This is a genomic window from Pseudomonas sp. C 49-2, assembly GCF_003970195.1.
GTDB classification, from domain to species: Bacteria; Pseudomonadota; Gammaproteobacteria; order Pseudomonadales; family Pseudomonadaceae; genus Aquipseudomonas; species Aquipseudomonas canadensis.
The window spans coordinates 299868-312911 of sequence record NZ_RXYG01000004.1 but is presented as its reverse complement, the minus strand read 5'-3'; the positions used below and the strand labels follow the sequence as shown (position 1 = coordinate 312911).

Below are 13044 nucleotides of genomic sequence, written 5' to 3'. Positions count from 1 at the left end.
TCTTGCCAGGGTGATCGGATGAATAGCGTGCAGCTTTTACGTGGCCAGTTGCGGCCAGTGTTGATGGGTTTGTTGTTGAGCGTGGCGTGTATCACCACCGTACAAGCCGACGACGGGGTCGCGCTCACGAGCATCGACCAGGTGCCGGATGGGGTGGAGGTGCGTGGCAAGCAGATCGCTGCCTATATTTGGGACGACAAGCAAGGCAAGAACCTGCTGGTGCTCGCCGAGCAGGTCAGCGAGCGTGACGACGACGGCACTCAGTCGGCTTTTGTGTACGCGGCCCAGTATTTGATCGATGGCAACCGCCCCAAACGCGTGTGGATGCTCTACGACGATGTACAGCACTGCGAATTCGACGCCTCGTTGCGCTTCGACCGCGCTGCGACCAAGGTCACCGACCTGACCGGCGACGGCATCACCCAGGCCACCGTGGGCTATTCGCGTACCTGCACCAGTGATGTCAGCCCCAATGAATTCAAGCTGATCATGCATGTCGGCAAGTCGCAGAAGTACCGTTTGCGCGGTGTCGACCGGGTCGGTGCGGCCTGGTGGGACGAGGAGGCCGGCGCCTTGCGCGGCATGCCGTTGCCCAAGGATTGCAGCGTGGCCGGGCAGCAGGCGCTGGTGAGCCAGTACAAGGAGCAGGGCACCGAGCTGCCGTTGCCCGGTTGCTACGGCGACGAGAAGGACTTTGCCAAGGCCCCCGAGGCCTACCTGGCGTTCATGCGCCAGCACTGGTTCGCGCTGATGCAGAAGCAAGACAGCGACTGGAGCCAGGCCCAGGTCCAGCCGCAGGACTCTACCGAAGATGACGACACGTCCCCGTGATTTTGTGCCAAGGCCGGTCCTGGGTTAGACTCGGCCTTCGCCAATTCACTAAATACCTCGATTAAACAAAGGCTTGCTCGGGGTATTTAAGCCAAAGGCTGACGTATCTTGATTGAGTCTATCCGCAACCCGCTGACCCTTTACCTCACTCGTCTGGCGCCCTCCAGCCAATTGACCATGCGCTACGTGCTGCAAGATGCGGCCGACCGGCTGGGCTTCGAGGACATCAACCTTGAAGACATCGACTGGCACCTGCTGCAACCCGAACACGTGATCGCCCTGGTTGCCGCCTTGCGTGAGGATGGCTATGCGCCGAACACCTCATCGCTGTACGTCAATGCGGTGCGTGGCGTGATGAACGAAGCTTGGCGGATGAACTTGATCAGCCAGGAACACCTGTTGCGCATGCGCACCGTCAAGGCTGCGCCGGGCACACGCCTGAGCCAGGGTCGCAACTTGCGGCGCAGTTTGATCCGCGAAATGATGGAAGTCTGCGCCGCCGACCCACGCCCGCAGGGCCTGCGCGATGCGGCGGTGATTGGGATTCTCTATGGTTCCGGCATGCGCAAGTCGGAGTCGGTCAACCTCGACCTGGCCCAGATCAATTTCGAAGAACGTAGCTTGCGGGTGATCGGCAAGGGCAACAAGGAGTTGATCAAGTACGCGCCGGATTGGGCGTTCGCCAAGTTGCAGGCGTGGCTGGCGTTTCGCCGCGAACAGCTCAAGGAGGGCGAGCAGGACGACAGTTTCCTGTTCAACCGTATCCGCCGTGGCAGCCATATCACCCGCGAACGCATCACCAAGCATGCGATCTACTACATCGCCCGCCAGCGTGGCGAACAGGTAGGGGTAAAGATCATGCCCCATGATTTCCGCCGCTCGTTCATTACGCGGGTGATCGAGGAGCATGACCTGTCGATTGCGCAGAAACTGGCACACCACACCAATATCCAGACCACCGCCAGCTATGACGTGCGTGACGACAATGAGCGGCGGCGGGCGGTGGATCGGTTTGATCTGTAGGAGCAGGTTCAGAGGATCGGTTTGCCGCCAGTCACCGCATAACGGGAACCCGAGATGTAACTGGCTTCATCAGAGGCCAGCAGCACATAGATCGGTGCAACTTCCACAGGCTGGCCCGGGCGGCCCAGCGGGGTTTCGCTGCCGAAGCTCTTCACGTCGTCATCCGTCATGGTCGCCACAATCAGCGGTGTCCAGATCGGGCCCGGCGCAACGCTGTTTACGCGAATGCCCTTGCTGCCAAGCAACTGCGCCAAGCCACCGGTGAAATTGGCAATTGCACCCTTGGTGGCGGCGTAGGGCATCAATGTCGGCTTGGGCATATCCGAGTTGACGGACGATGTATTGATGATCGAACTGCCCGCTTTCATATGCGGTACAGCGGCCTTGCAGATACGAAACATCGCCGTGATGTTGATATCGAAGGTCTTCACCCACTCTTCGTCTGAGATTTCTTCCAGCGTTTCATGGCTCATCTGGAACGCTGCATTGTTGACCAACACATCGATACGGCCGAATTGCTCGACCGTCTTGTCGACCAGCGCGTGGCACACATTTTTCTGCGCGATATCACCGGGCAGCAATAGGCACTGGCGCCCGGCTTCCTCCACCCAGCGGGCGGTTTCCTTGGCGTCCTCATGTTCATCCAGATACGCGATGGCCACGTCCGCGCCTTCACGGGCAAAGGCGATAGCCACCGCGCGCCCGATGCCGCTGTCGGCCCCGGTGATCAGCGCGATCTTGTTGGCGAGCCGGCCGGAGCCCTTGTAGCTTTTCTCGCCGCAGTCGGGGTACGGGTCCATTTTTTTCTGCGCACCTGGGACAGCTTGGGCTTGAGGGGTGAAGGGCGGGCGAGGATAGTCAGTCATATCAATCTCCATAGCAGTGCAAAGGGGCTATGGGGTTAGTAGTTACATGCCGGGCGATAGTTGTAACGGATGCCGCCGAAGCCCGACGAGTGGTTGGCTTTAAGCTTATGCATAAACGGTATTTCCACCGCCGCCGTTAGACTTCTTAAGATCACGTCATAACTCGTTATGACAAGTGACCTTGATGAACGATTCCAGCCTCTCTCCACTGTCCAGCATTCCCCTGCATGCCCAACTGCGCGACCTGTTGCGCAGTCGCATTCTCGACGGCGAATACGCGCCAAACACCCAAATGCCCTCAGAAAGCGAGTTGGGCACGCGCTTCAACGTCAGCCGCATCACCGTGCGCCAGGCATTGGGCGATCTGCAGAAAGAGGGCTTGATCTACAAGATTCATGGCAAAGGCACGTTTGTGTCCAAGCCCAAGGCCTACCAGAACGTCAGCACTTTGCAGGGGTTGGCCGAGTCGATGACCGAGCGCGGTTATGAAGTGATCAACCGCTTGCGCAGTTTTCGTTTCGTGCCGGCCGACAAGCAGGTGGCCGAGCGCCTGGGCGTGGAGGAGGGCACCGTGGTTGCGCAGATCAAGCGGGTGCGCCTGATCAACCGAGAGCCGGTGTCGCTGGAAATCACCTACCTGCCGCAACCCCTCGGCGAGCGCCTGGAAAAGGCTGACCTGGTCACCCGCGACATCTTCCTGATCCTGGAAAACGACTGCGGCCTGCAACTGGGGCATGCGGATGTGGCCATCGACGCCGTGCTGGCCGACAGCGACCTGACCCAGGCGCTGAATGTAGAGCCAGGCTCGCCGATCATGCATATCGAGCGCCTGACCCACACCGCCGACGGCCAGCCCGTTGACTTTGAACACCTGTATTACCGTGGCGACGCCTTCCAGTATCGCCTGCGCATCGACCGTGAACGAGGAAGCCGCCCGTGAGCCGCACAACCCTGGAGCTGGAATACGACATCGTGGTGATCGGCGGCGGTACGGCCGGGCCGATGGCGGCGATCAAGGCCAAAGAAGCCAACCCGGCGCTGCGTGTGTTGCTGGTGGACAAGGCCAACGTCAAGCGCAGCGGTGCGATCAGCATGGGCATGGACGGACTGAACAACGCGATCATCCCCGGCCACTCGACGCCGGAGCAGTACACCAAGGAAATCACCATCGCCAATGACGGCATCGTCAATCAGGCGGCGGTGTACGCCTACGCTACCCACAGTTTCGAGACCATCGAGCAACTGGACCGCTGGGGCGTCAAGTTCGAAAAGGACGAGACCGGCGACTACGCGGTGAAAAAGGTCCATCACATGGGCGCCTATGTGCTGCCGATGCCCGAGGGGCATGACATCAAGAAGGTGCTGTATCGCCAGCTCAAGCGTGCGCGGGTGACCATCACTAACCGCTTGGTGTGCACACGTTTGCTGACCGACAGCGAAGGGGCAGTCAACGGTGTGATGGGCTTCGATTGCCGCACGGCCGACTTCCAGGTGATCAAGGCCAAGGCTGTGATCCTGTGCTGCGGCGCGGCGGGCCGGCTGGGCCTGCCGTCGTCGGGTTACCTGATGGGCACCTATGAAAACCCCACCAATGCCGGCGACGGCTACGCGATGGCCTATCACGCGGGCGCCGAACTGGCGAATCTGGAGTGCTTCCAGATCAACCCGTTGATCAAGGATTACAACGGTCCGGCCTGCGCCTATGTTACCGGTCCGCTCGGTGGCTACACCGCGAACAACAAGGGCGAGCGCTTTATCGAGTGCGACTACTGGAGCGGCCAGATGATGTGGGAGTTCCACCAGGAGCTCGAAAGCGGCAATGGCCCGGTGTTCCTCAAGCTCGACCACCTGGCCGAGGAAACCATCCAGAACATCGAGACCATCCTGCACAGCAATGAACGGCCGAGCCGTGGCCAGTTTCATGCCAATCGCGGCACCGATTACCGCAGCGACATGGTGGAAATGCACATCTCCGAAATCGGTTTTTGCAGCGGGCATTCGGCCTCCGGCGTGTGGGTGAACGAGCGCGCGGAGACGTCGGTGAAGGGCCTGTATTCGGCCGGGGACATGGCGGCGGTGCCGCATAACTATATGTTGGGCGCCTTTACCTACGGCTGGTTCGCTGGCACCAACGCCGCCCAGTATGTGGTGGAAAAAGACTTCAGCGCGGTGAATGCCGAGCAGGTCGCCGCCGAACAGGCCCGTGTCTACGCGCCGCTGGACCGTGAAACCGGCCTGCCCCCGGCCCAGGTGGAATACAAGCTGCGCCGCTTCGTCAACGATTACCTGCAACCGCCCAAGGTCACCCGCAAGATGGAAATCGGCCTGCAGCGCTTCAGCGATATCGAGCGCGACCTCGACCAGATGAAAGCCCATAACTCCCACGAACTGATGCGCGCCATGGAAACCAGCGTGATCCGTGACTGTGCCGAAATGGCCGCCCGCGCCTCGTTGTACCGCGCCGAAAGTCGCTGGGGCCTGTACCACCACCGCGTCGATCACCCGCTGCGCAATGACGCCGACTGGTTCTGCCATTGCCACCTGAAAAAGGGCGATGACGGGCAGATGGTCAGCTTCAAGAAACCCGTGGAACCCTACGTAATTCCGCTGGATGCCGAAGAAATGCAAGCCTACGACCGCCTGCGTGTCGGTGCTGATGCTGCCTGACCGCTCACTACAAAATGCCCAGGACACCGTGAAATGGCCTACCAACCCCAGGAAATATTCTTTCGCTCCAACGCGCCGGTGACGATCGACGAAGATAAGTGCATCGCCGAAAAAGGCTGCACGGTGTGTGTCGACGTGTGCCCGATGGACTTGTTGGCGATCAATCCCGCGACGCAGAAAGCGTACATGGCGTTCGACGAATGCTGGTACTGCATGCCCTGCGAAAAGGATTGCCCCACAGGCGCAGTCAAGGTCGAGATCCCGTACCTGCTGCGCTGAGCGTATCAATCCAAAGCCATCCGCCATCACCGGACGCCACTGCCATACCCCTCGTTTCCCACCGTGCCTGATCACGGCGGAGACGATCCTATAACCATGATTCGAGGGGAAACACCCAATGTTCTTGCGCGCAACCTTCACCAGCCTGGTGCTGGCTTCCATCAGCCTGTCGGTACAGGCTGAAACCATCCGGGTGGCCATCGGCACCCAGGACACCACTATCAACTGCGCCGCCGGCGGCTTGCTGATCCGGGAGTTGGGCCTGTTGGACAAGTACTTGCCCCACGATGGCAAGTACAAGGACGCCACCTACGATATCCAGTGGAAGAACTTCACCAGTGGCGCACCGCTGACCAATGAAATGGTGGCCGGCAAGCTGGACTTTGGCGCCATGGCGGACTTCCCCGGCGCGTTCAACGGCGTGGCGTTCGAGGGCGCGGGCAAGCACAGCCTGTTTATCAGTGTGCTGTCGGGCAATATCAAGGGCAGTGGCAATGGCATCGTGGTGCCTATCGAGTCCAGCGCGCAGTCCTTGGCGGACTTGAAAGGCAAGACCATTTCCGTGCCGTTCGCCTCCACCGCCCACGGCATGTTGCTGCGTGCGGTCGCTGCGCAAGGCTGGGACCCGCTCAAGGACGTGAACATCATCGCCCAGGCGCCTGAAGTGGCCGGATCGGCGTTGCAGGCCAATAAGATCGACGCGCATGCCGACTTCGTGCCGTTTGCCGAGCTGTTTCCCAACCGTGGGTTCGCCCGTAAGATCTACGACGGTTCGCAGTCCAACACGCCCACCTTCCACGGCGCCCTGGTGGATGAAAGCTACGCCCGCCAGTACCCTGAAGTGGTGGTTGCTTACCTGCGAGCCAGTATCGAAGCCAATCAGCTGCTGACGGCAGAGCCTGAGAAATACAGCGAGCTGATCGAAAAAGTTACCGGCGTCGAGGCTGAGGTCAACTACCTGTTCCATGGCCCGCTGGGCGTGCAAACCCGTGACCTGAGCTGGAAGCCGGAATACCGCCAGGCCGTCGGCACCGCCATCGACACCCTCAAGCTGCTGAAAAAAGCCGACCGTGGCCTGGACCTCAATACCTTTATCGACGACCAATACCTGCGCGCTGCCTTCAAGGCGTCCGGCCTGGACTATCAGGCACAGTTGGGCAACTACGCCCAGAGCCCGCTCAAAGCCAACGACGCGTTGACCGGCAAGCCGATCACCGACTGGAAACACGTGGCGCAGATCTGGGTGAAAGGCGAGCCCAAGGTGCGTGACTACGCGTCGGCTGAATCAGCCTTCAGTGCGTTGGCCCGTTTGAAGAAGGACGGCAAGGACGTGCGTGCGGTCTACGCCCAGGCCGAAGACAGCGGCATCAAGCTGCTCGCCAACCAGGCCTGGTTCGCCAGTGATCGCCAGGGCAAATTAAGTGCGTTCCTGCTCAAGGGTCAGGCCCAGCAATTCGCGGATGCCCAGGGCGGCCAGGTGTTCGATTTCACCAGCGCCGGCGCCCAGGCCGTGGCCGGTCGCTGATATGTCGACCTATCGCTGGCTGCCGCGCGCGGCCTCATTGCTGGTGTGCCTGCTGTTCTGGCAACTCGCTGCCAGCCATCACTGGAACCTGTGGCTGGTGACCTTTGCCAACGTGCCCACGCCGGGCGCCGTGGTCGAGGCGGCGCTGGGCCTGGTGGATTCGGGCAAGCTGGCCCAGCACCTGAGTGCCAGCCTGACCCGGGTGTTCGAAGGCTACCTGGCGGCGATGCTGGTGGGCGTTGGCCTGGGCATCGCCATCGGCCGCTCGAAATGGGCTGAAGATGCGCTGCTACCGCCCCTGGAAGTGATCCGCCCGATTCCGGCGGTGGCCTGGATACCTTTGGCAATCCTGATGTTTCCGTCGTCAGAGCTCTCCATGGTGTTCATCACCTTTACCGGCGCGCTGTTTCCGATCCTGCTCAACACCGTGCATGGCGTCGAAGGCGTCGACCCCCGGCTGATCGCTTCGGCGCGCAGCCTGGGGGCAGGGCGCGGCGCGATCCTGCTGGAGGTGATTGTGCCGGGCGCCGCGCCGAGCATCATCACCGGCCTGTCCATCGGCATGGGCACGTCGTGGTTCTGCCTGGTGACGGCGGAGATGATTTCCGGGCAGTTCGGCATCGGCTATTACACCTGGGAGTCGTACACCATCCAGAACTATGCCGACATTGTGGTCGGCATGTTGTTGATCGGCGTGCTGGGTATGGGCAGCAGTTGGCTGGTCAAGCGCCTGGGCACGGTATTCACCCCTTGGCATCGCCCGCGAGGTAAAGCCTGATGGAAGGACGTATAGCAATCAGCGGATTGTCCATTGTGCTCGGCGAGCGTGATCAGGCATTCGAGGCGGTCAAGGCGTTGGACTGCGACATCGAGCCGGGGCAATTTGTGTGCATCCTGGGGCCGTCGGGCTGTGGCAAGTCGACCTTGCTCGGCGCGTTGGCCGGGCATCTGGTGCCTAATCAGGGCAGCTTGCAGATGGATGGGCAGGCGGTGGTCGGTCCGTCCCAGCAGCGCGGCATGGTGTTTCAGCAGCACACGTTATTCCCGTGGCGCACCGTGCGTGAGAACGTCGCGTTCGGCTTGAAAATGCGCGGCGTGAGCAAGGCTGAACGGCTGGCGGCGGCGGATGAGATCTTGGCGTTGGTCGGGCTGGAAGGCTTCGCCGAGCGTTGGCCGAACCAGCTTTCCGGCGGCATGCAGCAGCGTGTGGAAATCGCCCGTGTGCTGGTCAATCGACCACGCCTGTTGCTGATGGATGAGCCGTTTGGCGCACTGGATGCGCTGACCCGCATGAAGATGCAGGCCTTGTTGCTGGATATCTGGACGCGCATCCGCACCACTGTGGTGTTTGTCACCCACGATATCGATGAGGCGCTGTTCCTGGCCGATCGCATCCTGGTGATGAGCCCACGGCCGGGTCGCATCATCGAGGATTTTCAGCTGGACTTTCCGCGCCCGCGCCACACCGAACTGATGACCACCCCCGAATTCACTCTCCTCAAGCGTCATTGCCTGGCACTGCTGCATCATGAAGATGGCCGCCAGTTGCCACGGCTGAACCCGCTCGGGTTGCCCACCGATCATTCAACACCGCGATTTGCCATATGACCTATAACCTGGAAATAGAAGCCCTGCGCCCACGTCTGCAAGCCTCGGACGCCGGCATGCGCCGCATTGCCCTGATCGATCTGGCTGATCTTGAAGACCCTGACGGTTTGGAATGGCTGGTGGACAGCCTGCGCAACGACCCCAGCGTAGAAGTGCGCGCCCAGGCCGCGACCTTGCTCGAAGCCTGGGAAGACGGCGAAGTGGTACAGGCATTGTGTGAAGCCCTCACAGATACCGAGTACTCCGTGCGAGACGCCGCGGCGCAAAGCCTGAGCGTATTGAAGACCACCGAGGCGGGCAGGGTGCTACTGCCCTGGACCGGGCACACCGATGTCAGCGTGCGCACCGCCATCTTCCGTGCTCTGCGCGAATTGCGCCTGGAAGCTGCTGCGCCGGCGGCCTTGCTGGCGTTGGTGGATGCTGATGCGGGTGTCCGCCGTGAAGCGGTGGGGGTGCTGGGTTGGCTCAAACATCTACCCGCGCTTGAGGCGTTGGCCGCCTTGGCCAGCAGTGATCCCGACACCGAAGTCCGCCGCGCGGCTACCGGCGCACTCGGCTTGGCGAGTGATGACCTGGTCTTACCGGCGTTGCACCAAGCGTTGCTGGACCCGGCGTGGCAAGTGCGCGAGGAAGCCGCGACCACCTTGGGCAAAGTCGGTAGCCGCAATGCCGGGAATGCGCTGGTCGGCGCGCTGGCCGATGAGTATTGGCAGGTTCGTCTGCGTGCGACTCGCAGCCTGGGCCGGTTACGGTATTTACCCGCACTGGACGCCTTGGTCCAGACCCTGGGCCATAGCATCAGCAACCTGCGCAAGGAAGCCGCTCTGGCACTGGGTGAACTGGGTGATCGTCAAGCACTGACGGCCTTGCGCGATGCCGCCGACGATGGCGACCCGGAAGTGCGCAAGGCCGTGCGGATTGCCTTGGCGCAGCTGCAATGACCGCCGCGCCGCACGCCATTGGTAAAGGCCGCGACGGTCGACTGCGCCTGGAGTGGAGGGAAGGCGCGCAGTGGATTAACCACGCACGCCTGCGCCGCGAATGCCCGTGCTCCCAATGCCAGGCGTTGCGGTTGCGGGGCAGCCAGCCGTTGGTGTCGGAAGCGGTGAGGGTGGTGCAGATCCATCCTCAGGGTTATGGCGTACAACTGGTGTTCAGCGATGGTCACCAGCGCGGGATTTATCCCTGGGCGTATCTGGCCGGGATGGGCAGCGATCAGGAGGACGGCGGGGCGCTCGCCAAGTGAGCCGGCAGGCGGCGCAAGGTCCACAACGTGGTAAGCATTGCGGCGATGGCGCACAACGCAATGCCAATCAGCATCGGCGCTGGCGTGTGATCCGCGAACACACCGATCACCGTCATGGACACGGCTGCCGTGATCATCTGGATCGCACCGAGCAAGGCCGACGCAGAACCGGCCACCGCGCCGTGGTCCTCCAGAGACAGCACGCCGGCAGCCGGCAACAACAAGCCGAGGAAACCAAAGCCGATAAACAGCAACGTCATCATCAAGGCCAGGCTGTCGATCCATAACGTGGTGGCAGCGAGTACAGCCATAACCGCCGCCACGGCCACCACCGACCAACGAATCAGCGGCGCCAGGCCAAAGCGTGCGCTGAGGCGTGCAGTGAGTTGGCTCATGGCGAAGAACGACGCAGCATTCACGGCAAACCCCAGGCTGAACTGCGTGGGCGTCAGGCCGTAATGTTCGATGTACACGAACGGCGCGCTGCCGATAAACACAAAGAACGTCGCCAAACCGAATCCGCACACCACCGACAAACCGATAAATACCGGGTCACGCAGCAACGCACCGTAGCTGCTGAAGGCGTTGCCCAGGGTCTTGCCCAAGCGCCGTTCGGCCGGGTGAGTTTCCGGCAGTTGTACGATGGTCATCACCAGGCACGCCACTGCGAGCACCGCCAGCACGGCAAACACTTCGCGCCAACTCCACAGCGAAATCACCAGGCTACCGGCGAGCGGCGCGAGAATCGGAGAGACACTCATCACCAGCATCAGCAACGCCATGAGTTTCGCGGCTTCATGCCCGGTGTACAGGTCACGCACGATGGCCCGTGGAATCACCATGCCCGCGCACGCACCGAACGCCTGCAGGGCCCGAAAGGCGATCAGTGATTCGATGGTAGGCGCCAATGCGCAACCGACACTGGCCACGGCAAAAATCACCAGGCCGGCATAAATCGGCGGCTTGCGCCCGAACACATCACTGATCGGGCCGTAGAACAACTGGCACACGCCGACGATGACAAAAAACACCGTGAGGCTCATCTGCACCAACGCCGGCGAGGCGTGCAGGCTCGCGCCCAGGGTCGGCAAGGCCGGCAGATAAATGTCGATGGCGAAGGGGCCGACGGCGGTGATCAAGCCCAGCAGCAGGGCCAGGCGGGCGATACTTCGAGACATGGGCAATTCCGGGCGGAGCAAACAAAGGTCGGCCAGCTTAAGGGATCTGCGCAGATCCGCAAACTTAGGCTTCAATAAGCAGTATGGATGGCCGATAACATGAGCAGCGGGGCTTCTACGGTTGGGTTCTCAACCGGCTGACCAGGCACGGGGATACCAGCATGACGATCAAACTGCGCTTGATGCTGTTGATAGCGACCGGATTGCTCACTGCCTTGATCATGAGCCTGGCCGGCTACCTGGGAAACACCCGGATGGGCACTGCCGTGCAGGACAACGAAGTGAGCATGACGGTGCTGCGCAACCACATGGAAGCCGACATGATGCACGACGCCCTGCGCGCCGATGTGTTATCGGCGATGTTGGTGGGCCTGGGTAAAAGCACCAGCAGCAAGGCCGACGTCGATAGTTCTCTAAAGGAGCACGCCGAACACTTTCGGCAAGTGTTGGCAGATAACCTCAAGCTGCCGCTGGACGATTCGCTCAAGGCAAGCCTGGAAAAAATCAAACCCAGCCTGGATAACTACATCGCCACCGGCGAACGCATCGTCGCCCTGGCATTGGATAATCCTGAAGCCGCGCGCGGCGAACTGGGTACATTCAATGCCGCGTTCAGCCAGTTGGAAGATCAAATGGCGAGCCTGAGCGAGTTGATCGAAACCAATACCCAGCAGACCAGCGTCGGTACGCGACAGGCCATCAGCAACGCCAACTTCACGCTGGGCGCGGTGTTGATCGCCAGTCTTTTACTGCTGCTGGCCCAGGGGCGCTGGGTGATCCTCAGCATCATGGGGCCCCTACAGGCGGCCAGCCGCATTGCCGACAGCATCGCGCGTGGCAACTTGAGTGAACCTATCGTCGAGCCCCGGCGCAAGGATGAAGCCAGCGCCTTGATCCGCAGCCTCGCCACCATGCAAAAGGACCTGCGCGGCATGATCGAAGTGGTGCGCAGCAACGCCCATGGCGTCAATGGCATGAGCGAGCAACTGAGCCGCGGCTGCCATGAAGTGGCCGGCAGCAGCCAGCAACAGAGCGCCGCCGCCAGCACCATGGCCGCTGCTGCAAGTGAGATGACCGCGAGCATCGAGGAAATCACCCGGCACGCCGGACGCGCACTGGACATGGCCAACCAGGCGGAAACCTTGGCCAAGGACGGCGGCCGGGTGATTCATCAGGTGGTCAGTGACATGGACGGCATCGCTCGTTCCGCACAGCAATCCGCCCAAGTGATTCGCACGCTGGACAAGGAGTCCGAGGCCATTTTCAGCATTATCCAAGTGATCAAGGGGATCGCTGACCAGACCAACTTGCTGGCCCTGAATGCCGCGATTGAGGCCGCCCGTGCCGGCGAGCAGGGGCGCGGATTCGCTGTGGTTGCTGATGAAGTGCGCAACCTTGCCGGACGCACCAGCGCATCGACCCAGGAAATTGCCGCCATGGTCGGGCGTATCCAGCAGAACACCCGGGAAGCGGTGACCAGCATGGAGGAGGGCGTTGCTCAGGTGGACAAAGGCATGGCGGTAACCGCCGAAGTGGAGCGGGCAATTCGCGAGATTCTCCAAGCGACGTTGAACACCACGGAAATGGTCAACGATATCTCCCGGACGATCGGCGAGCAGAGCCTGGCCAGCAATGAAATTGCGCACCAAGTGGAGATGATTGCGGGGATGTCGCAGAGCAATAGCCGAGTGATCGAGCAGACAGCGTCGACCACCGATGAACTGTCCAACCTGGCAGGAAAGCTGTCGCAGTCGGTTGATCGATTTCAGATGTAACTAATTGATTTAACTCAACTAAATAGTCATTTAGTTGAGTTGGCTC

At 61.2% G+C, this 13044-nt stretch carries 13 protein-coding genes and 1 pseudogene; 12 read left to right on the top strand and 2 right to left on the bottom strand.

All coding sequences use genetic code 11. The annotated features are described in order from the left end of the window. Positions 1–18: 18 nt before the first annotated feature. Both EJ576_RS10310 and xerC read left to right on the top strand, forming a co-directional pair. The gene (locus EJ576_RS10310) at positions 19–831 is read left to right on the top strand and encodes a M949_RS01915 family surface polysaccharide biosynthesis protein (protein WP_126570289.1); all 813 of its coding nucleotides are present in this window, start codon (positions 19–21) and stop codon (positions 829–831) included. Positions 832–939: 108 nt separating this feature from the next. Continuing rightward, positions 940–1854, top strand: a complete 915-nt coding sequence (xerC, locus tag EJ576_RS10305) for a tyrosine recombinase XerC (RefSeq protein ID WP_126570288.1) — start codon at positions 940–942, stop codon at positions 1852–1854. A gap of 8 nt (positions 1855–1862) precedes the next feature. On the opposite strand, the gene EJ576_RS10300 is transcribed toward xerC, so the two are convergent. Continuing rightward, positions 1863–2720 (bottom strand): SDR family oxidoreductase, encoded by an 858-nt coding sequence (locus tag EJ576_RS10300; RefSeq protein WP_123477497.1) that lies wholly within the window; start codon positions 2718–2720, stop codon positions 1863–1865. A 184-nt stretch (positions 2721–2904) separates the two neighbouring features. On the opposite strand from EJ576_RS10300, the gene EJ576_RS10295 reads away from it, so the two are divergent. From EJ576_RS10295 to EJ576_RS10260, 8 genes are all read left to right on the top strand, one after another. Next, the gene (locus EJ576_RS10295; RefSeq protein WP_123477496.1) at positions 2905–3660 is read left to right on the top strand and encodes a GntR family transcriptional regulator; all 756 of its coding nucleotides are present in this window, start codon (positions 2905–2907) and stop codon (positions 3658–3660) included. Further along, positions 3657–5387: a fumarate reductase/succinate dehydrogenase flavoprotein subunit gene (locus EJ576_RS10290; protein WP_126570287.1), complete on the top strand. Its 1731-nt coding sequence runs from the start codon at positions 3657–3659 to the stop codon at positions 5385–5387. Before EJ576_RS10295 ends, EJ576_RS10290 begins: the two co-directional genes overlap by 4 nt. Before the next feature lie 33 nt (positions 5388–5420). Then, positions 5421–5666: a ferredoxin family protein gene (locus EJ576_RS10285; RefSeq protein WP_028616162.1), complete on the top strand. Its 246-nt coding sequence runs from the start codon at positions 5421–5423 to the stop codon at positions 5664–5666. A 118-nt stretch (positions 5667–5784) separates the two neighbouring features. After that, positions 5785–7191: an ABC transporter substrate-binding protein gene (locus tag EJ576_RS10280; protein ID WP_028616161.1), complete on the top strand. Its 1407-nt coding sequence runs from the start codon at positions 5785–5787 to the stop codon at positions 7189–7191. A gap of 1 nt (position 7192) precedes the next feature. Then, positions 7193–7969 (top strand): ABC transporter permease, encoded by a 777-nt coding sequence (locus EJ576_RS10275; protein ID WP_122727052.1) that lies wholly within the window; start codon positions 7193–7195, stop codon positions 7967–7969. Further along, complete coding sequence (locus EJ576_RS10270) at positions 7969–8799, top strand: ABC transporter ATP-binding protein (protein WP_032864143.1); 831 nt, start codon at positions 7969–7971, stop codon at positions 8797–8799. The genes EJ576_RS10275 and EJ576_RS10270 overlap by 1 nt, the downstream gene beginning before the upstream one ends. Continuing rightward, complete coding sequence (locus EJ576_RS10265; protein WP_126570286.1) at positions 8796–9740, top strand: HEAT repeat domain-containing protein; 945 nt, start codon at positions 8796–8798, stop codon at positions 9738–9740. The genes EJ576_RS10270 and EJ576_RS10265 overlap by 4 nt, the downstream gene beginning before the upstream one ends. Further along, positions 9737–10045 carry a DUF971 domain-containing protein gene (locus EJ576_RS10260; protein ID WP_126570285.1) on the top strand — a complete coding sequence of 103 codons (309 nt, stop codon included), beginning with the start codon at positions 9737–9739 and terminating at the stop codon, positions 10043–10045. Before EJ576_RS10265 ends, EJ576_RS10260 begins: the two co-directional genes overlap by 4 nt. On the opposite strand, the gene EJ576_RS10255 is transcribed toward EJ576_RS10260, so the two are convergent. Then, entirely contained in the window at positions 10015–11223 is a 1209-nt protein-coding gene (locus tag EJ576_RS10255; protein ID WP_122727048.1) for a multidrug effflux MFS transporter, read from the bottom strand. The two genes, EJ576_RS10260 and EJ576_RS10255, sit on opposite strands and share 31 nt — an antisense overlap. A 161-nt stretch (positions 11224–11384) precedes the next feature. On the opposite strand from EJ576_RS10255, the pseudogene EJ576_RS30205 reads away from it, so the two are divergent. Both EJ576_RS30205 and EJ576_RS30200 read left to right on the top strand, forming a co-directional pair. Further along, a pseudogene (locus tag EJ576_RS30205) lies at positions 11385–12140 on the top strand (MCP four helix bundle domain-containing protein); the annotation flags it as partial. Next, positions 12135–12998, top strand: a complete 864-nt coding sequence (locus EJ576_RS30200) for a methyl-accepting chemotaxis protein (RefSeq protein WP_370468611.1) — start codon at positions 12135–12137, stop codon at positions 12996–12998. The pseudogene EJ576_RS30205 and the gene EJ576_RS30200, both read left to right, overlap by 6 nt. The last annotated feature ends 46 nt before the right edge of the window (positions 12999–13044 follow it).

Excerpts from the sequence above, each read along its gene's own strand:
- EJ576_RS10265 (WP_126570286.1), top strand. The coding sequence starts at position 8,796 with ATGACCTATAACCTGGAAATAGAAGCCCTGCGCCCACGTCTGCAAGCC.
- EJ576_RS10295 (WP_123477496.1), top strand. The coding sequence starts at position 2,905 with ATGAACGATTCCAGCCTCTCTCCACTGTCCAGCATTCCCCTGCATGCC.
- EJ576_RS10255 (WP_122727048.1), bottom strand. The coding sequence starts at position 11,223 with ATGTCTCGAAGTATCGCCCGCCTGGCCCTGCTGCTGGGCTTGATCACC.
- EJ576_RS10260 (WP_126570285.1), top strand. The coding sequence starts at position 9,737 with ATGACCGCCGCGCCGCACGCCATTGGTAAAGGCCGCGACGGTCGACTG.
- EJ576_RS10300 (WP_123477497.1), bottom strand. The coding sequence starts at position 2,720 with ATGACTGACTATCCTCGCCCGCCCTTCACCCCTCAAGCCCAAGCTGTC.
- EJ576_RS10280 (WP_028616161.1), top strand. The coding sequence starts at position 5,785 with ATGTTCTTGCGCGCAACCTTCACCAGCCTGGTGCTGGCTTCCATCAGC.
- EJ576_RS10285 (WP_028616162.1), top strand. The coding sequence starts at position 5,421 with ATGGCCTACCAACCCCAGGAAATATTCTTTCGCTCCAACGCGCCGGTG.
- EJ576_RS10270 (WP_032864143.1), top strand. The coding sequence starts at position 7,969 with ATGGAAGGACGTATAGCAATCAGCGGATTGTCCATTGTGCTCGGCGAG.
- EJ576_RS30200 (WP_370468611.1), top strand. The coding sequence starts at position 12,135 with ATGCAAAAGGACCTGCGCGGCATGATCGAAGTGGTGCGCAGCAACGCC.
- EJ576_RS10310 (WP_126570289.1), top strand. The coding sequence starts at position 19 with ATGAATAGCGTGCAGCTTTTACGTGGCCAGTTGCGGCCAGTGTTGATG.
- EJ576_RS10275 (WP_122727052.1), top strand. The coding sequence starts at position 7,193 with ATGTCGACCTATCGCTGGCTGCCGCGCGCGGCCTCATTGCTGGTGTGC.